Below are 18,317 nucleotides of genomic sequence, written 5' to 3' on the forward strand. Positions count from 1 at the left end.
GGCAAGGAGGCGTTACATTTTGAGAGTTCTAGAAGTGAAACAAGTTCATGCTCACTACGGATCAAAGAATCTTTTTTCATTTGGACAAAAACAGAAAAATGTTCTTCACAACATCTCCTTTGGGATCGATGAAGGAAAGTGCCTGGGGTTAATCGGTACAAGCGGTTCGGGTAAAAGCACTCTTGGAAAAGTCATTCTTGGCATCCACCCTCCGTCGTCCGGCCACGTTCTTTTCCAAGGAAAAGAGATGTATAAAAAGGGAAACGAGAAGCTTCTTCGTAAGGATCTTCAAATTGTGTTTCAAGATGCGTATTCCGCCGTCAATCCTCGGATGACCGTAGAACAAATCATTCGTGAACCAATGGAAAACCATCGACTAGGATCGTCTGGTGACATGCGAAAACAAGTGATTGAATTACTAGAGCGTGTAAACCTAAGCGAGAACGAATTAACACGCTTTCCTCACGAGCTAAGCGGCGGGCAGCTACAACGTGTAACAATTGCTCGGGCGCTCGCTCAAAAACCTAAGCTTATTGTATTAGATGAATCGGTCAGTAGCTTAGATATGATTACGAAAAGTTTAATCTTAGATTTACTAGCTGACTTAAAACATGAATATAACCTCTCATATTTATTCATTACACATGATATTAAAGCAGCTTTCACCCTCTCTGATCAGATTGGTGTCATGGAAGAGGGCGAGCTGATTGAATTGTACGAATCAAAGGATCAATTTTTACTATCACACCACCCAAAAGTGAGTGAATTAAGAAAATCAATTCTGGCAGAGCACCCTCGTTTCCGTACAGTGGCGCCACTTCCGAATGAGAGAACGACTGTTAAACAAACGTTTGATTAAAGAGAAGGCATGGATTTCCTAGGAGAATTCATGTCTTTTTTTAACAAACTATTTCCAGATTATCGTATAATCATAGAAAAACATATGAGGTGGTTAATGTGAGAAGAACACTTTCTTTGCTTGTTTTTAGTGTGTTTGTATTTCTTTTTGGATGTCAGGCTTAGGATCCAAATCAAAGCTTACCCGAAGGACCAACACCATCTTCAAGCTCTCCACCTCTTTTAACTGTCACTATAGACAACAAAACGATTGATACCACATTAGGATCATACTGCTGGGGAAATGTTTGCACAGATTCAGAAGACCCGCTACTCATTGAAAAAAGAAAAGATGGTGAACCACCATCCTTTGCTCCTAATTCACTTGTAACCCTCTCGTATTCAGAGACTGAGCAACAAGGTACCCTCCATCTTATTTATCAAACAAAAACTAATCAGACTGAAGTAGAAGTCTCCCATGTTGAACAAGAATTTGAGTTACCTGAGCAAGCGGGCATTTATTATTACCGGACGTTCGCTACTTGGGAAAGTGGTGGAGATTTAAGCCATGCCTTCCGAGTTGCTGTCGAGTAACTTCTTTCAGTTACCTCTCTCTTCTCAAAGCAGAGGGGTTCTTTCTCTTTCTCATCCACTTCACCCATTTAAGGATCAATCTATTATCTGGCTTTAGGCACGCAGCTAACTGGGCTTCTTTTGCCTCCCGTATATATTTACGCCTTTTATCACAAACCAACTGTCTATAATAGTCCAGCATTAGGAAGCCCCCTTTATTGGCTGCGCATTAGAGTTCTTTCTTATCTTAAAAGCCAGCTTTGATCGGTTGGCGATAATCACAAGTAACGCTCCACTTGATAGGACAGCCATGCAAAGAAATGCGAGTTGTGCGTTGAACCAGTCCATTGAGACAGTGAAAACGAGAAGAAAGATTACTCGAATTCCCATACCTATTGCATCAAACACACCGTTCACTCGACCAATTCGAGAGTTATCAATTCTCGCCATCATGATCGTTTGTTTACAGATTCGACTGCCCGCATTTCCAAGGCCTTGGACGACTTGAAGAAGCAAAAAGAGTGGAACGATCGGGACAAGGGCAATGAAAAAGAGCGAGCTTGTATAAAAACCAACTGATACAATCGCCGCAGCCCATGGACCAAAACGAGCAAACATCCAAGTAACGAACACTCCCGCCATGCATGCACCAAGCGAATAAAGCATATTAGTATAGCCATAGATGGAGGCGTCAACCTGAAGCGTTTGATTTAGATAGACCGGTCGTAAGTAATTCCCTACCATTAATGTGACAAACGGGGTGAGTAAGGAGAGAATAACCAAGCTGAATGCAAGGTTCTGTTTTATAAAGGTCAATCCTACATTTCTTTCCGTCACTTTTGGAACCTGATCAACCTTTTTGATCTTGAAAGGCTGATCTTTCGGTAAGTTGTGAATCAGGCTCAAGCTAATTAAACTACCAAGGGTCACTACTAAAAGAACACGAGACGGTTCAATAAATTGAAACAAAACACCGCCTACTCCCCCTGCAATCATACTTGCAGACTGAGATTGAACTTCCAGTAAGCCATTCATTGAACCATGTTTCCCTTTATCAAAGAGCTGTTGGACGTACGCCAGCATGTTTGGATAGTACACGCCATAATAAGCTACCGAAACGACATACAATAAGATAAGTTGCCAAGTAGCTAACCCCTGATTGATAGAACCATACATCGCAATCGGTGTGACCAGAAGCAACACAAACCATTGATTCCCTTTCATAATGTTCCTTCGCGAAAATCGATCGATCATCACACCAATTGACGGAGCAGTTAAGAATAACAAGATGGTCGTAGCGATCATAACGATTCCAAGTAGTTTATCCCCTCCTTGCCTATCTACAATCAACCAAGCGACTCCTAAACTTAAAATACCCATCCCAATCGATGCAAAGAGATTGGCCCCGACTAAGAGGACTGCATTTCGATCCTTCCAGAACCCGTTCAACTTACTGCAATCCTTTTGTATTCATGAGAACAATTCGCCAGCCGTCCGGATCCTCAATTGTGATGCCTAACTCTCTCCAATATGGATTCTCTGGTTCTACCTCCCCGTACCCTAACTCGTTCAACCGCTCTGTCACCTGTTTGATCTCCTCATACTCAGGTACATAAAACACAATAAGATTATCTTTTGTTGGTGCAGGACAAGGGCTGCCATCGATATGCTGCGTAAATTCAAGATGATACGCGGTATCAGGTAATCCGTACATCACTCCGTTGTAACCACTGTGTTTCTGAAAGGAGCCAACCCTCGTTAATCCTAAGCCCTTTTCATAAAATTCAGTGACTCGCTCTAATTGATCCGTTGGTCGTGCGATTCGTATTTGTGCAGCATTCATGTTTCATTCCCCCTAACTACTGTGTATATCTAAAGTACCAATTTAATCTAATCCCAAATAGCCACAAAGGATGGATCTTCTCTCAGACTTTTGATGTAGATGAATGGAGCAATAATAAAAAAGGACGAATGATTCTGAAATCGAATCATTCGTCCTGACACACTTTATTCTGTTTCAACACTTATCTGAAATACCAGAACCACAAGGGAACCGATTCCGATTGAAAAGCATCTGTCGTACATTCCGATTCTGGAGAGAACGCAGATTCCTGCATCTCTCCATAATTCGCTTCATCAATATTATTTGTAAATCCTGCATCATCAAAACATGCTGGAGCACTGTATTCTGTTAATGTATAGTCAATAATGACCGTCTCGTCTGCAGGTGAACCTACTTCAATTCGAATGACAAAACCTAGAATGATAATAAGTAAGCTTACTCCTGCACCAATTAACCATCGATATTGTTTCATCTAAAATTCTCCTTCAATTCCTCTATAAAATGATAGGTTTTGCAATGCCCGCCTGAATGGCAAATAGGGCCGCTTGCGTTCTGTCAGTAAGCTCTAGCTTGGACAAGATATTGGAAATATGCGTTTTGACAGTTTTCTCCGAGATAAAGAGAGCTTCTGCGATGTCTTTATTACTTTTACCTGTACTAATCTCTTTAAGAACATCTACTTCTCTTTCTGTTAAGCTGTTTAAACGTTCTTTCGTAGAGTCATAGGTTACATGCGAAAGGACATGCTTCATGACGTGTGGGTGCAATTTATTTTCACCTTTGTAGACTGCTTTAATGGTTTCAACGAGTTCTTCTGGCTCTACGTCCTTCAACTGATAGCCCGATGCACCAGCCTGTAGAGCGGGAATTACGTAGTCCTGATCCGCAAAGCTTGTCACGATTAAAATCCGGGCCGTGGGCCATCTTGCTTTGATTTTGGTTGTTGCTTGGATTCCATCTAAAACAGGCATATCTACGTCCATCAAGACCACGTCAGGCTTATGTTGTTCAAACAAGTCAATCGCTTCCTGTCCATTTGATGCCTCTGCTACAATCTGAAAGGCTGGAATGGCCTCTAAGAAGTAGATTAATCCCTTACGTACGATATGGTGATCATCAACGATTAAGAGATTCATGCTGTTCTCCACTCCCCCCTGGAAAGATGATTTCCCACGTTGTTCCTATTCCTTTTTTGGTAGTTAACGTTGCGACTCCCTTTACCTTTTCGGCCCGGAGTTTAATGCCTTTAAGTCCGATTGTATGTACAGGAAGATCTCTTTCATCATCAAAGCCTCTACCTGCATCCATAATCATTACTTTTCTTTGCTGATTATTCTTATGTAAGGAAATCTGTACTTCTTCCGTTCCTGCATGTTTTTTCGTGTTGTTTATCGCTTCTTGTACGATACGATAGACCTCCTTTTGTTCTTCTTTACTAAAGGCTATCTTCTGATCATTTAAAAGCTCTACCCTTACTCCAACAAGTTGTCCGTATCTGATCATTTGCTTTGATAAATCAAGCTCTTCACCATCTGATCGCCGTACTTGGATCACTTCTTTTAATTCTTTAAGAGCTTCTTGAACAATGTCCGCTAAACTTCGAAGCTCTTCTTTTAATGATGGCTCCGTATAACGCATAGACAAACCTTTTAGGCGCAATTGTAAGGAGAACAGTAATTGGTTAACCGAATCGTGCAAATCGTGTGCAAGCTTTTCTCTCTCATGTTGCTGGGTGAGTCGCTCTTCAAGTTCCAGAAGTCGTTGTCTTTCTTTAAAAAGACAGAGATGCTCTTGGAGATGCGCTCGAAGCTCCAGACTTAGTTGTTCCGAATGTAAAAAGGATAGACGGTTAATTGGTGATGAGAAATTTACATCTTCTTGATTAAGTTGAAAGGCATGGATGAATTCATCAATCAGCATCTGATCGGAGCTTTTATAGGAGAGGGTATGCAAGCGCTGTAAAAAAGAGCTTAGCTGACTATACTCTTCTGCACGTGTTGCCTCCTGTTCATACAATTGGACTCTTTTGATTGCCGTTCCAATTTGGTATCCGATCGTTTCCAGTAAATTAAGTTCATCCTCTTTAAAATGAATCTTCCCTGGTGAAGCCACATTAAGAATACCAATCGGCTGCTCACCAGCATGAATAGGGATGGTGGCGTGATGGGTAAGATCCTTTGTATCTCCGAGCTTTTGATCAACTGCTAGCTCTAACCGTTGACATTCAAGCATGTTCACCGCGCTCGTTAACTCGCCATTTAGAAACTGGCGTTTACACCAGCAGCCGCCTTTTTTCAGCAATCGTCCGTCGGCACATGTCAATGCTTCAGGTAGATTCGCCTCTGCAACAAGCGTATGGCTTCCTTTTTGATCAATTAAAAAAATCCATCCACTTGATAAGCTAGTGACTTGCAAAATCTTAGTAAGAACAGGTGTCAGCATAGAGGTCACATCTGTTCCTTCGTTTAGTGTTTTTGACATTTCTTTCAGTGCGCGAAGAATATCCACAATGGGTCCCTCCACTTTTTTCCCTTAGTGTATCATAAGTGAACGAGGGCATTACTGTTTAAAAATAAACGTTTCTTTATAAGGTCGGTCCCCTTCTACTCCGGTGGTCCAAAGAACATCGATTTCAATTTGTTTTGCTTTTTTTGTTACGGACATAGCCGAGTAAGAAGCTGCCCCTCCAAGTGTAAGTAACCCTTTGGTTTGCCGTTCGTCCATGATGGCAAGGCCGTATCTCACATCTGTATCAGGTTCATCCCGGTACGCTCGAACCATCACAGCACCCATATCACCCTTCTTATTTTCCACTTCAAGCTCGTACGTATCGAATGCTTTAGGATTCGGCTTTTGAATACGTGAATCATTTGTTGCCACGTTCAATGAAACAATCCAGTGGTCTGATTCCTTCACCTGAGGGAGATCCTTAAAGGTAACAGCTTGTCCTGGCGTCGAACTTAGATTAAAGAACAATATGAAACCAATTACACCTAGTAACCAGCTTTTTCTTCGTTTCAAATCCTACCACTCCTTTATGGTAGGATTTACTCTCAAGTCTTAGAATATCCGAAACAAACATGAAAAAAAGAGACACCTTCAAAAGGCACCTCTTTTCTAATATATGTAATAATAATTTTTGGCAGTTGTATAGTATGTAGCTTAGCAAATTTTTAAATATAAGTCTATATTTTTTTTTGCTATTCACCCAAAATAGTTATAGAAGGAGGCGATTACATGAACCAGTCGTATCAAGAGGAACAGCATGCACTACGTGAAAAATTAATAAAGATCCAAGCTTATCAGAAACAACTTGAAGCTCTTCCCCGGTACCACGGTGATGACTTCAATGAACAGGTTCTTGAGAACAGCCGCGAACGCCAACGGCAAGTAATGAAAAAAGCAACGGAGGAGCCTTACTTTGGTCGATTAGACTTTGAGGAATACGGAAAGTCTCAAGCGACTCCCTTATACATTGGAAAAGCTGGTGTACATGATGATCAAACGGGAGAGGTCCTCGTTGTCGATTGGAGAGCCCCTGTTTCCAGTCTCTTCTATGCCTTCTCGGGTAGCGAGGATGATGTGTATTACGAAGCTCCCGAAGGAATCATTGATGGCACAATTGAGCTAAAGCGTAACATTATGATCCGTGAACAAGAATTGATGCGGGTAGTAGATAGTTACAAGCAAGGCGAATCAACTACTAGTGGCGGAGATGAGTTTCTCCTTTATAAGCTTGGTGAGCAAAAGGATAATCGTTTGCAAGACATCGTTTCAACGATCCAAGGAGAACAAAATGAAATTATCCGTCATCAGAAAAATCAAGCTGTCATTATTCAAGGGGTAGCCGGAAGTGGAAAAACAACCGTAGCTTTGCACAGACTCGCTTACTTGCTTTATGAATACCGCGAACAGATGCAGGCAGAGAACATGATTATTTTTGCACCCAATGCCATGTTTTTAGATTACATCTCTCAAGTTCTCCCTGAATTAGGTGTGGGTCACATTCAACAAACCACATTCAGCGAATGGGCTTTGAGTGTGCTTGACGACCCCGCTATTCAATTAGCCAATCAGACGAATAAAATGCAAAAACGCTTTGAGCAGTCTGAGGCCTCTGTAGATGAGGCGACACAGTTTAAAGGCTCTATTACTTTTAAGGAAATGATTAATCAAGAGTTAGAGGAATTAGAAGAGAGCTTGTTCCCTACAACTGACTTTACTCCTTGGGATGGCGCTACGATTACTCATGAAACGATCTCACAATGGCGCAACAAGGATTTTCTTCAATCCCCCGTCCAAGGCAAACAAGAACGATTGAAGGCTCGTATGAAACGTTGGATTGAAATTGAAGTGAAGCAGCAGCATCACTTAGATCAAAAAGAACAGCAGGAGCTTCGTAAACACGCTTTGGAACAAGCAAGAAAGTATCTAGCTAAGATGAAAAAAAGAACGCCATTTCAGCTTTATCTTCACATCTTAAAAAAACAAGGACTCACGCTTCACGAACCATTAATTGAGCCTGAGGATCTCGCTCCTCTTCTTCATATCTATCATAAATGGATCGGGTTCGATAAGGATAATCGCTTTGATCACGTTGTCATTGATGAAGCCCAGGATTTCTCGCCCTATCAAATTGCGATGTTGAAAGAGCAAACGCGAGGCCAGTCCTTTACAATCCTTGGTGACTTATCGCAGGGCATTCATAGCGTACAAGGAATTGACGAGTGGTCTTCTTTTAAAGAATTGTTTGGCAAACAAAAAACAGCCTATTTTGAAATGAATAAAAGCTATCGTTCTACACTAGAAATTATTGAGTGCTCAAATCACCTTCTACAACAATTTCCTAAGCGCAGAGTGCTGGCAGAGCCCGTTTTTCGCAGCGGCGAACCGGTTCAAATTGAACACGTATATGAAGAGGAAAAGGTAAATGCAATTACTACATGGGTACAATCCATGCAAAGTGAAGGCTATCAGACGATTGCAGTGATTGGACGCACGCACACAACATGCGCTGACTTATTCGAGCAACTACAAAAAACTCAAGAGGACCTGACATTTATCCAAGCAGAAGATGCAACTTATAATGGTGGAACCTCCATCTTGCCTGTCTATCTTTCTAAAGGACTTGAATTCGACGCTGTTCTGATTATCGACGCAGATGAGCAAAGCTATCAGCAGACTGCCGATCACATCAAGCTTCTGTATGTTGGGATTACACGTGCGCTTCACCGGTTACACATCATGCATACCGAACGTTTGACGAAGCTCCTAGCAGATTACGGATCTGGCGAATGACCATACTTAATCCATCCTTACTTAAGAAACAAATTTTGCGCGTAAGCCACGCTACGTCAATTACACCCATTCATACGGGATTTTCAACTGATTATAAGTTTATGGTTCGATTTGAACTCGAGCCTCCTCTGATCTTACGAGTGGGCCAATCAGACTCCCTCCAAAGCAGACAACAGGAAGCAAACATCTTGTTATCTCTTGATCAAAAAGGCGTCATCTGCCCCTCCCCTGTTGGATCTGGATACTTAGCTTCCTTAGATATGACCTATCAATTAAATTCCTATTTAGAGGGAGAGGATGCAGAAATCATTCTTCCCACTCTTTCGGATAAGGAGCAGTATAAGATTGGCTATAAAGCAGGAGAACAGCTTGCACACATGCATACATTAAAAGCTCCACATCATATCGTAGCATGGGAGAACCGAGCGATTACCAAGCATGAAACCTACTTAATGCACTACAAGAATCTCTCCAAAAAAGTCCCGAATGACGAAAAGCTGATGGACTTCATTACATCGAATCAACACCTTCTAAAAGGGCGACCAAATTATTTTCAGCATGATGATTTTCACCTAAAGAATATTCTTATCAAAGATCAACAATTTGCAGGAACCATCGATTTTAATGGCTATGACTGGGGAGATCCATATCATGACTTTGTGAAGATTTCCTTATTTTCACGGCAAACAAGCATTCCTTTTTCTATCGGTCAAATTCATGGCTATTTCCAAAATCATATACCCGAGTTGTTTTGGACTTTGTACTCTGTGTACACTGCAATGACTGTGTTCTCATCTGTCGTTTGGTCCATCCGTGTTGCTCCCGAGCAGCTTGACGAGATGCTTGGACGGTTGGAGACTGTGATTCAAGACCACTCCTCCTTTAAATCCGTTATACCCTCGTGGTTTTGTGATGCAGAACCTCTCTTCAAAATAAATGCCGAACCCTCTAAATAAGGAGGGTTCGGCATTACTATCATTTGATTATCCTAAATATGCATTAAGCATCCATATATGCTTATCAAGCTCTGCTTTTAACGCGATAAACATATCGGCTGTGGATTCATCCTCCACTTTTTCAGCTGCCTCAATGACCGCTTCCGCATGCGTTGAAACCGACTTAAAGTCTTGCTCAATCGCCGCAACCATATCTCTGGCCGTTTCTTGTCCACTTGCTTCTTCTATAGTAGACGTTTCAAGAAATTCCTTCATTGTCGCAATGGGTCTTCCTTTGATTGCAAGAATGCGTTCTGCGATCTCGTCAATGTGCACGCCGGCTTCATTATAAAATTCTTCAAATTTAGCATGTAATGTAAAGAAATCTGGTCCTTTTACATTCCAATGAAAATTATGAAGCTTTGTATAAAGTACATTCCAGTCTGCTAATTGTTGGTTTAATTCTGTTACTAATGTTTGGTTTGTCATCGTACATCCACTCCTTATCTCTTATAACTAAATTATATATCATTTAATAAATAATATCAAATAATAATTATTATAAATAAGGTTTTATTTTTCAAAGTAGATATGAGAATGTAAAAGACAACCTTCATTAAAAAGAGAGCTACACGAAGGACACGTATGGCGACAATCCTTATATTGCTGGATCGTTAATTCGTTCTTACATACACCACATAAAATAGCTTTCCTATTAAACTCTACCTCTGGCCACACTTCAATCTGATGATCCGCGCATTCATTGTGGCACTGATAACAAGGATAATAATGTCCGCAGCATTTAAACTTAATCGCAATAATGTCCTTTTCTGAATGATAATGAACGCACCGCGTTTGTTCATCAACAACGGGACCTCTCACCTTACACATCATGTACCCTCCTTCTTCACTTTACTAAACTACTTATAGAATGAGCGAATGTTTCTTGCAATTCAAGGAATGACTATTTAAACTATTTAGATATCTATTAACAATGATTCGGAAAGGAATGACAGCATGAGTTTACCCTCGATCGATGCTTACGTATCAGAACATAAAGAACGGGCGCTCGACACATTATTTAAGATCCTAAGACAAGAAAGCATCAGCACACAGAACAAGGGAATGAGAGAATGTGCATCTCTTATGCAAGATCTTATGAGAGATGTAGGAATCGAACCTGAGGTGTATGAAACAAAGGGACATCCTATCCTATACGGAGAACTTAGGTCTGAAAATCCTGAAGCTAAAACAATCTTGTTATATGGTCATTATGATGTTCAGCCTCCCGACCCACTTGATCACTGGCAAAGCCCTCCGTTTGAACCAACCATCCGTGACGGACGGATCTTTGCTCGTGGAGCAGGTGATAACAAAGGACAAATTGTCGCTCAGCTGTTAGGAGTAAAAGCATATCTGGACTCTTTTGGCGCACTCCCTGTTCACTTGAAGTTTGTGATTGAGGGCGAAGAAGAAATGGGTAGCGTGCACTTGCCTGAATTTGTCCAAGAGCATAAGGACATGCTCAAATCAGATCTTGTCTATACGGCTGATGGCTCCTCTCATAGTAGTGGCCAGCCCCTTGTTTTACTTGGAGTACGCGGAATGCTTTCGCTTGAAATTGAGATAGAAGGCGCTGCCTTTGACAACCATTCAGGGAACACTGGAAATATTGTTCCGAATCCCGCTTGGGAACTAGTTGAACTATTGCACACCATGCGTAATTCAAATGGGCATGTACTCGTTGACGGCTTTTACGATCATATCCGCCCTGCTACACCTGAAGAAACGAAGCTATTAAAAGATCTCCCATTCGACGCAAGTGAGGTCGGAGAAAAAATAGGTTATCCTTCCCTCTCTTTAGATGGACAAAGCTATCATCATAAGCTAACGATGGAACCTACGTTTAATATTTTTGGAATGAAGAGTGGGTATTTAGATCAAGGCGTTAAGACGATTACACCTTCTAAAGCCAGTGTAAAAATTGATACACGCTTAGTGGTCGATCAGGACCCCGCTGATGTGTTTGCAAAAATTGAGGCGCATGTAAGGGCTCACCATCCAACGGCCACCGTTCGCTTTCTTGGTTCAATGAATCCATCCAGAACTCCCGTAGATACACACATTGTTCAACAAGCAATTTCCGGGATTAAAGAAGCGTTTAATCAACAGCCCTTGATTCAGCCTAGTCTGGGTGGATCTTTACCTGATTACGTGTGGACAAATATTCTAAAAGCTCCTTCTATGCTGATGCCATACGCGAACTTTGACCAGCGAAATCATTCACCAAACGAGAATATCACACTTGATCACTTCTTTAACGGCATTCGTTGCACGGCTCATGTGATTCATGAGTTGGGGAAATGATAAAAGTGCAGTCAGAAAACTGATTAAGAGAACGAAGACGCTGGGACATAACAGTAATGCGGATAGTAAAACACGAAAAGAGCAACAAATCCGCTGCAGGAGAATCCCTCGCTTTCCGCGGAAGAGGCTGAGGCCGTACCCGCGGAAAGCGAAATTTTCACTGAAGCGGATTTTATAGCACATTCGTTTTAGGAACACTGATATTTCTTTTTATGTCCCTTATCACTCTTACTCCTCCGCAACAGCTTTCAACTTAGAAACAATGCCTGTCCAGCCTCCATCCATTCTTTCTCTAATGACTGCACTTTTTTCTTGTGCCTTCCCTATTATCGCATCAGCTTCACCCCAGCCACCGTGTGTTACTGTGCATACGGTTTTGTCGCCCACTTCTGTTAGAGATAGATCCACGAACCATCCTTCAGTATCCCAATCAAACGTTAGTTGCTTTGGCTCTTCTACATGGGTGACTTTACAAGGAGAAGTACCAAATGGTGATTGCAAATTAAATTCATGCCCTTCACTCGCTTTGATTTCTCCTGGCATAAACCATTGCTCAAGCCCGTGAGGTGTCGATACAAGCGACCATACTGTATAGATTGGTGCATCAATTTCCACTTTTTTATGAATATCTTTTAATAGGTTTTGACTCATAACAATTCTCTCCTCATGCTTTTTATACATCATGCACGTTTTTGTATATCTTTAGTCTCGTTTAGGTCTACACACTATCCTAACCATCTATTTATGATTCTCCCACTTCTTCTCCCTCATAAATCACATAAATCCAGATCATCAAAAGTGATTGTCATCCGTCGATAAACCAACGATTTTCAACACGTTTTCCCCCTAAAATATGCATTAATTCAATCGTTATCTCGATTGCCTAGCTCAACATTACTTTATTCTTAATTTTCTAAATATTGATGTTTTCTACTTATAGATTAGCTATGATACGTGTAGCAACGAGATTTACATAAAAAAGAAAAAATCTAGGAAGAGGTGACGAGTTTTAGGAAGAAAATTAAATAGAAAAGGAGAAAAAGATCATATGAACAGACGACTAAGAAAAATAATGTCCATTTCCCTTGTATTCTTGTTTGTCTTTACCATGTTCACCCCACACCAGACGTCAGCCCAATCCGCTAGTACGTCTATTTTTGATTTCACTCAATCAAGCTCTGACAAAATTAGTGAACGTGTCTATGAGGAGTTTGAAGACGCAGAATTCGTTACGTTTTTATTAAAATTTAAAGAGCAAGTGAATACGGCTGAGGTGGCAAGTAGCGTTTCTAACACACAGCAGGCTCAAAACGCATCCGCCTCACAGATGAAGCTGCTTGAGCGCTCTGCGGTTGTCTCTAGCTTACGTGCCACAAGTATCGACAGTCAAAAAGAAGTATCAGCCTTTCTTGAAGGAGAGTTAGAGGAAGAGAGAGTAAAAGACTTCCAATCATTCTTTATCGTAAATGGAATGGCCGTTACCGGTACAAAAGAAGTGATGGAAAAGCTAGCCTCAAGGCCTGAAGTCGAAAAGGTGCTAGCAAATGAAATGAGACAGTTGAATCCTACAGAACAAACCTCAGCGGAAGCACCTGATGTGGCAAGTGACTCTGATATTGAATGGAACATTGATCATATCGGCGCTCCTGCTGTATGGGAGCAAGGCATTGATGGAACCGGTATTGTCGTTGCCTCTATTGATTCAGGTGTCCAGTGGGATCATCCAGGTCTAATCGAACAATATCGTGGATATGATCCATCTGACCCTGAGAATCCGGATCATGAGTTTAACTGGTTTGATGCAACGGCAGGCAACGCAGCTCCATATGATGATGATGGTCATGGTACACACGTGACTGGAACGATGGTTGGAGTTGAGCCAGATGGATCGAATGCGACTGGTGTCGCTCCTGGAGCTAAATGGATCGGCGTAAAAGCGTTCACTCCTTTTGGTGGATCAGATGCAGATCTACTGGCTGCTGGAGAGTGGATTATTGCTCCTACCGATGAAGATGGCAACCCGCAACCCGAAAAAGCTCCAGACATTGTTAATAATTCATGGGGTGGCGGTGCTGGGCTTGATGAATGGTATCGCCCAATGGTTGAAAACTGGAGAGCAGCAAATATCTTTCCTGAATTTTCAGCTGGAAACACCACTCTTTTTAACCCTGGTGGTCCAGGGTCTGTTGCAAACCCGGCAAACTATCCAGAATCGTTTGCCACAGGGGCAACAGATATTAATGATAGCTTAGCAAACTTCTCACTTCGTGGACCCTCTCCGTACGAAGAGATAAAGCCTGAGATTTCAGCTCCAGGCGTGAATATTCGCTCTGCAGTGCCAGGGGGCGGCTATGAAGGTGGCTGGAATGGCACATCAATGGCCGGTCCTCATGTCTCAGCAGTAGCGGCATTACTTTTACAAGCAAATGCTTCGCTTTCTGTTGATGACTTAGAAGAGATTCTGATCTCAACGGCCATCCCTCTAACGGATGACGAATACCCAGAGACGCCTAATCATGGCTATGGACATGGGCTTGTCAATGCGTATGAAGCCGTATCCTCTGTTCTAGATGGAATCGGTACTGTATCAGGTAGCGTAACTAAAGACGGTGAAGATACAGAGCCACCAAGCTTTGAACACGATCCAGTAACAGAAGGGTATGCAGGACTAGACCTTCCACTAACGATTACAGCTACTGACGATGTTGCGGTAACAGATGTAACCTTACATTATGGTTCCAATGATGAGTGGACAACGGTTGAAGCCACACAAACAAGTGGTAATCACTTATCAGGAACGTATAGTGCCACGATTCCCGCTGATGCGGTAGATGGTGAAGCCATTCAATACAAATGGACCATCACAGACTTTGGCGAGAACATAACGGAATCTGATGTGTATGAAGTGACGATCCTCCCTTCCATTGGCGTTGGTTATGAAGAAGATTTTGCAACCAAACCGAATGGCTGGTACTCGTTTGGATCAAATGATGTCTGGGAATGGGGAGAGCCAGTATCTGGTCCAGGCGAAGCACTAACTGGTGACAATGTGTATGCAACAAACCTTTCTGGAGATCATCCGAATAATGCAAATATGACACTTGTGATGCCTCCAATTGATCTAGACGAAGGACAATCCTTCCTGCAATTCACTCATTGGTATGAGCTCGAAAACAACTATGATTTCGCCCATGTGTTTATTTCAACAGATGGCGTGGAGTGGGAGCAGTTGGAGCGCTTTAATGGCGCAACAGCCGATTGGACTGAAACAGAGATTGATCTATCAAGTTATGCCGGTGAACGTATCTATCTAGGGTTTAATGTAACAACAGATATTTCGATTACGAATGAAGGATGGTTCTTGGACAAGGTCGCACTATCAAATGAGTCCACGCAACCAACCTATCATCCTGGTGTAGAACCACCAAACCACACATACTTTAACCGAAATTTTGAAAAAGAAAATGTGAATCCTACTGACATCGAGCCAAAACAATCAAGTACCCAAAAACCTGCTGGAGCAAAGACGGATGCTGAGTTTGAACTCGCCTCCCTCCCAGTTGAAGCAACAGTTAATGTACTTGAAAGTGGACGTTCTGTTCAAACCAATTCAGCGGATGGTAGCTACTCACTTAAGCATGCACCAGGCGATTTTACATTACGTGCTGATGCGTATGGCTTTGTATCCGAGGAACAATCAATCACAGTGGAAGCTGATGCCACTACAACGGCTCACTTCACGTTAAGAGAAGTAGCAACCGGAACCATTTCTGGTGTGGTTAGTAATGAAGCAACGGGTGAGCCTGTATCAGGTGCTACGGTAACGTTACTTGAGGATGGGCACGTTGCTCCTGTACAAACAAATGATCAAGGTGAATATGAGCTAAGTGCCTATGAAGGCGAGTATACGGTCCAAATCACCGCACCTAGCTTCTATAGTCAAACGATTGAAGTAACCGTTTCAGGTGGAGAAACGTCTTCGCATGATGTAGCCCTGCAACCATTTGTCGGCTACGAAGGTGAGATCGGTTATGATGACGGTACAGCTGAGAATGCACGGGCCTACTATGAAGCAGGCAACGGTTGGGCTGTAAGAATGTCCCTTGCTGAAGGCGAGGATCGAGCACTTCTAACTGGTGGTCTTTTCCGCTTCTGGGACGAGGAATGGCCTGTACCTGGAGGAACTGAATTTAAGGTAGCCGTTTACGATTCAAGTGGTACGGACGGTGCTCCTGGCAAGCAAATTGCTGGACCAATTGATGCAACTGCGAAGCGTGATGGCACGTGGACAGAAGTTGATTTATCTGGTGAAGGTATTATGGTTGAAGGCGACTTCTACCTTGTGTACATTCAATCTGCTGCAGATCCAAATGCACCTGGTCTAGCGATTGATGAAGACGGTCCGGTTGCAGAGCGTAGTTGGGAGTTTATCGGAGGAAGCTTTACACAAACCCCAGCCGAAGAAGGGAACTACATGATCCGTGCACAAGTGAACTATGAACTTAGCGCTCCAGCTATTACGTCTCCGGAAGATGGTACGATTACAAATGAAGACGTGATTTCAATCGAGGGGACGTCTTCCGCTGCTTCAGACATTATCGTCTACAATGATGGAGAAGAAGCGAGTACAACAACCTCTGATGAATCTGGTGTATTTACTTCGGAAGTCACTCTTACAGAAGGTGAAAACAGCTTAACGGCAGCGGTTGTTACAGAGGCTGGTGTTAGTGACCCTTCCGAAGCGATCACTGTAATTCTTGATCAAACAAGCCCTGAGCTTGAGATTATAGAACCAGTGGACGGATCAAAAACAAACCGTGAAACCGTGACGGTAAAAGGAACGGCAACTGACGAAAACCTTGATGCCGTCACCGTTAATGGTCAAAATGCAAGCGTTGAAGAAAACGGAAGCTTTAGCCAACGAATTCTTCTAGATAACGGAACAAACGACATCGAAGTCGTTGCAACCGATCTAGCAGGAAACACAACAACAGAACAAATTAGCATTGACGTAAAATTCGATGCCCCAGTAATTGAGAACCTTAAGCCAGACGAAGATAAAACACTAAAATCTGGTGAATCCGTAAAGATTGAATTTACAAGTGAAGAAGACTTGGATGCGACCTTCATCATCCGCATGCCTCTAACAAACATCACCTCAAATGCAACGGAGCTCCCTATCCGTGAAGAGAGTGATGGTACGTATGTCGGATACTGGACAGCTACCTCTAACATTGAAGTAGAAGATGCAGAGATTGAAGTCATTGTCCGTGACGATTACGGCAATGAAACGCGCAAAGTCGCTCCAATGAAATTGAATGTGAATGTAGAAGAATAACGAACGAACAACCCCTCGTACGTGGTGATTACGAGGGGTTGTTTTTTATTTGACATCAAACTCTATAGAGAGCTTCTCCTCCCCATTCACAATGATGGTTAGTTGATGTTTCCCTGGGTAATGTGTGCGTGTTGAGAGATTTTGGAATGAATGTGTTCGTAAATAGTTCTTCGTTTCACCTTTTTTGATGGCTGTTTCGGAAAGCTTGAATACCTTTCGTGTGCGGTTACCACGAGCTTTCACGTAGTCAATCGCATAATCAATTCTAAGCTTCGTCTCAGTGTCTGCTTGAAGCCGGAATGAAAAGGTGATTGCTTCCCCAATTCGAAGAGATTCAGCCCTGCATTCGAACGCTTGAATATGTAACTTTCCACTCTTTCCATAGCCAAATAAACGAAGAATGTCCGGGTCACCCTTTTTCAAAAGGCTTCGACTGGCATGCTTAATGATCCAATCCGTGTCAGGATGCTCGTCCACCCAAACTGATGCGATGTCTTTAAAAAGAGAGGGATGCGTTTTGGTTACATCATTTAAGCTATTAGCCACACTTCTGCGCACGTATAATGACTGATCTTGTTTAAGTGATTCAAGGATCGGCAGAATCAAAGAAGGATTTTCTTTAATAGTAGGTATTAAGATGCCCCAAGGCAATCTTGGACGGCTCCCTTCACTCGCAAGCCTACGCACATGCTCATTTTCATTTTGCGCCCACGAAATGCTCTGTTGAATCATGCGCTCTGGGTCCTTTATGAAAAAAGGACGGACTGCAAACTCTGCTGTAGAGTACTGCGTGAATTGTTCCAACGCTTTAATGGATGCATCCCAATCCTCCAGCCCGTATAGTTGAACATAATCCGAGAATACAAGACCTGCTAGCCCACTATAGTTTGGCGCTACCTGCTTGAGTATTTCAAGTGAATCCAGATAAGGAGTCGGGAGTGTCGCGTGGATCGCCTCTGTAATTCTCCGTTTACGCTGCATCAGCTCTAGTTGATCCCAGTCTGATTGTAGAATGATTGATTGATATTCATTCACTTTGAAACGTGGTTCAGCTTTTTCTAGATTATTCATTAAATCTTGGATGAATGCTTCATTGTAAACAGCTTTCCTAAGTTCCATTCGCCAT

The 18,317-nt window shown here is 42.4% G+C and carries 15 protein-coding genes; 5 read left to right on the forward strand and 10 right to left on the reverse strand.

What is annotated here, in order from left to right:
* Positions 1-19: 19 nt before the first annotated feature.
* A complete protein-coding gene (locus ACQKKO_RS07765) occupies positions 20-859 on the forward strand; it encodes an ABC transporter ATP-binding protein (protein WP_498645922.1) in 840 nt (279 codons plus the stop codon).
* A gap of 752 nt (positions 860-1,611) precedes the next feature.
* Here the strand turns inward: ACQKKO_RS07765 and ACQKKO_RS07770 are convergent.
* From ACQKKO_RS07770 to ACQKKO_RS07795, 6 genes are all read right to left on the reverse strand, one after another.
* On the reverse strand, positions 1,612-2,859 hold the full coding sequence (locus tag ACQKKO_RS07770; protein WP_498645924.1) for an MFS transporter: 1,248 nt from the start codon (positions 2,857-2,859) through the stop codon (positions 1,612-1,614).
* Between the two features lies 1 nt (position 2,860).
* Positions 2,861-3,253, reverse strand: a complete 393-nt coding sequence (locus ACQKKO_RS07775) for a VOC family protein (protein ID WP_498645925.1) — start codon at positions 3,251-3,253, stop codon at positions 2,861-2,863.
* Positions 3,254-3,434: 181 nt separating this feature from the next.
* A complete protein-coding gene (locus ACQKKO_RS07780; protein ID WP_498645927.1) occupies positions 3,435-3,725 on the reverse strand; it encodes a hypothetical protein in 291 nt (96 codons plus the stop codon).
* A 22-nt stretch (positions 3,726-3,747) separates the two neighbouring features.
* Entirely contained in the window at positions 3,748-4,389 is a 642-nt protein-coding gene (locus ACQKKO_RS07785) for a response regulator (protein ID WP_498645928.1), read from the reverse strand.
* The gene (locus ACQKKO_RS07790; protein ID WP_498645930.1) at positions 4,370-5,761 is read right to left on the reverse strand and encodes a GAF domain-containing sensor histidine kinase; all 1,392 of its coding nucleotides are present in this window, start codon (positions 5,759-5,761) and stop codon (positions 4,370-4,372) included. Before ACQKKO_RS07790 ends, ACQKKO_RS07785 begins: the two co-directional genes overlap by 20 nt.
* 51 nt (positions 5,762-5,812) lie before the next feature.
* The gene (locus tag ACQKKO_RS07795) at positions 5,813-6,274 is read right to left on the reverse strand and encodes a YozF family protein (RefSeq protein WP_498645932.1); all 462 of its coding nucleotides are present in this window, start codon (positions 6,272-6,274) and stop codon (positions 5,813-5,815) included.
* A 216-nt stretch (positions 6,275-6,490) separates the two neighbouring features.
* Between ACQKKO_RS07795 and ACQKKO_RS07800 the strand changes: the two genes are divergently transcribed.
* Together ACQKKO_RS07800 and ACQKKO_RS07805 are read left to right on the forward strand one after the other, a co-directional pair.
* On the forward strand, positions 6,491-8,551 hold the full coding sequence (locus ACQKKO_RS07800) for a HelD family protein (protein ID WP_498645933.1): 2,061 nt from the start codon (positions 6,491-6,493) through the stop codon (positions 8,549-8,551).
* Positions 8,548-9,507 (forward strand): aminoglycoside phosphotransferase family protein, encoded by a 960-nt coding sequence (locus tag ACQKKO_RS07805; protein WP_498645935.1) that lies wholly within the window; start codon positions 8,548-8,550, stop codon positions 9,505-9,507. The genes ACQKKO_RS07800 and ACQKKO_RS07805 overlap by 4 nt, the downstream gene beginning before the upstream one ends.
* Positions 9,508-9,534: 27 nt before the next feature.
* Here ACQKKO_RS07805 and ACQKKO_RS07810 read toward each other — a convergent pair whose 3' ends face one another.
* Positions 9,535-9,975, reverse strand: a complete 441-nt coding sequence (locus ACQKKO_RS07810) for a Dps family protein (protein ID WP_498645937.1) — start codon at positions 9,973-9,975, stop codon at positions 9,535-9,537.
* 84 nt (positions 9,976-10,059) lie between these two features.
* Positions 10,060-10,377: a CHY zinc finger protein gene (locus ACQKKO_RS07815; RefSeq protein ID WP_498645939.1), complete on the reverse strand. Its 318-nt coding sequence runs from the start codon at positions 10,375-10,377 to the stop codon at positions 10,060-10,062.
* 126 nt (positions 10,378-10,503) lie between these two features.
* On the opposite strand from ACQKKO_RS07815, the gene ACQKKO_RS07820 reads away from it, so the two are divergent.
* Positions 10,504-11,853, forward strand: coding sequence for a M20/M25/M40 family metallo-hydrolase (locus ACQKKO_RS07820; RefSeq protein ID WP_498645941.1), 1,350 nt, complete (start codon positions 10,504-10,506; stop codon positions 11,851-11,853).
* Between the two features lie 228 nt (positions 11,854-12,081).
* Here the strand turns inward: ACQKKO_RS07820 and ACQKKO_RS07825 are convergent, their stop codons facing one another.
* A complete protein-coding gene (locus ACQKKO_RS07825; protein WP_498645943.1) occupies positions 12,082-12,504 on the reverse strand; it encodes an SRPBCC family protein in 423 nt (140 codons plus the stop codon).
* 397 nt (positions 12,505-12,901) lie between these two features.
* On the opposite strand from ACQKKO_RS07825, the gene ACQKKO_RS07830 reads away from it, so the two are divergent.
* Entirely contained in the window at positions 12,902-17,191 is a 4,290-nt protein-coding gene (locus ACQKKO_RS07830; protein ID WP_498645945.1) for a S8 family serine peptidase, read from the forward strand.
* Between the two features lie 45 nt (positions 17,192-17,236).
* On the opposite strand, the gene ACQKKO_RS07835 is transcribed toward ACQKKO_RS07830, so the two are convergent.
* Positions 17,237-18,310 carry a DNA alkylation repair protein gene (locus ACQKKO_RS07835; RefSeq protein WP_498645947.1) on the reverse strand — a complete coding sequence of 358 codons (1,074 nt, stop codon included), beginning with the start codon at positions 18,308-18,310 and terminating at the stop codon, positions 17,237-17,239.
* Positions 18,311-18,317: the final 7 nt, after the last annotated feature.

Origin of the sequence: Alkalihalobacillus sp. NPDC127517 (assembly GCF_050276055.1) — a bacterium.
GTDB lineage: Bacteria > Bacillota > Bacilli > Bacillales > Bacillaceae_D > Alkalicoccobacillus.

Bases quoted from the DNA above. Each gene is read 5' to 3' on its own strand.
- ACQKKO_RS07775 (WP_498645925.1), bottom strand. From the start codon at position 3,253: ATGAATGCTGCACAAATACGAATCGCACGACCAACGGATCAATTAGAG.
- ACQKKO_RS07780 (WP_498645927.1), bottom strand. From the start codon at position 3,725: ATGAAACAATATCGATGGTTAATTGGTGCAGGAGTAAGCTTACTTATT.
- ACQKKO_RS07785 (WP_498645928.1), bottom strand. From the start codon at position 4,389: ATGAATCTCTTAATCGTTGATGATCACCATATCGTACGTAAGGGATTA.
- ACQKKO_RS07800 (WP_498645933.1), top strand. From the start codon at position 6,491: ATGAACCAGTCGTATCAAGAGGAACAGCATGCACTACGTGAAAAATTA.
- ACQKKO_RS07805 (WP_498645935.1), top strand. From the start codon at position 8,548: ATGACCATACTTAATCCATCCTTACTTAAGAAACAAATTTTGCGCGTA.
- ACQKKO_RS07810 (WP_498645937.1), bottom strand. From the start codon at position 9,975: ATGACAAACCAAACATTAGTAACAGAATTAAACCAACAATTAGCAGAC.
- ACQKKO_RS07815 (WP_498645939.1), bottom strand. From the start codon at position 10,377: ATGTGTAAGGTGAGAGGTCCCGTTGTTGATGAACAAACGCGGTGCGTT.
- ACQKKO_RS07820 (WP_498645941.1), top strand. From the start codon at position 10,504: ATGAGTTTACCCTCGATCGATGCTTACGTATCAGAACATAAAGAACGG.
- ACQKKO_RS07825 (WP_498645943.1), bottom strand. From the start codon at position 12,504: ATGAGTCAAAACCTATTAAAAGATATTCATAAAAAAGTGGAAATTGAT.
- ACQKKO_RS07830 (WP_498645945.1), top strand. From the start codon at position 12,902: ATGAACAGACGACTAAGAAAAATAATGTCCATTTCCCTTGTATTCTTG.
- ACQKKO_RS07835 (WP_498645947.1), bottom strand. From the start codon at position 18,310: ATGGAACTTAGGAAAGCTGTTTACAATGAAGCATTCATCCAAGATTTA.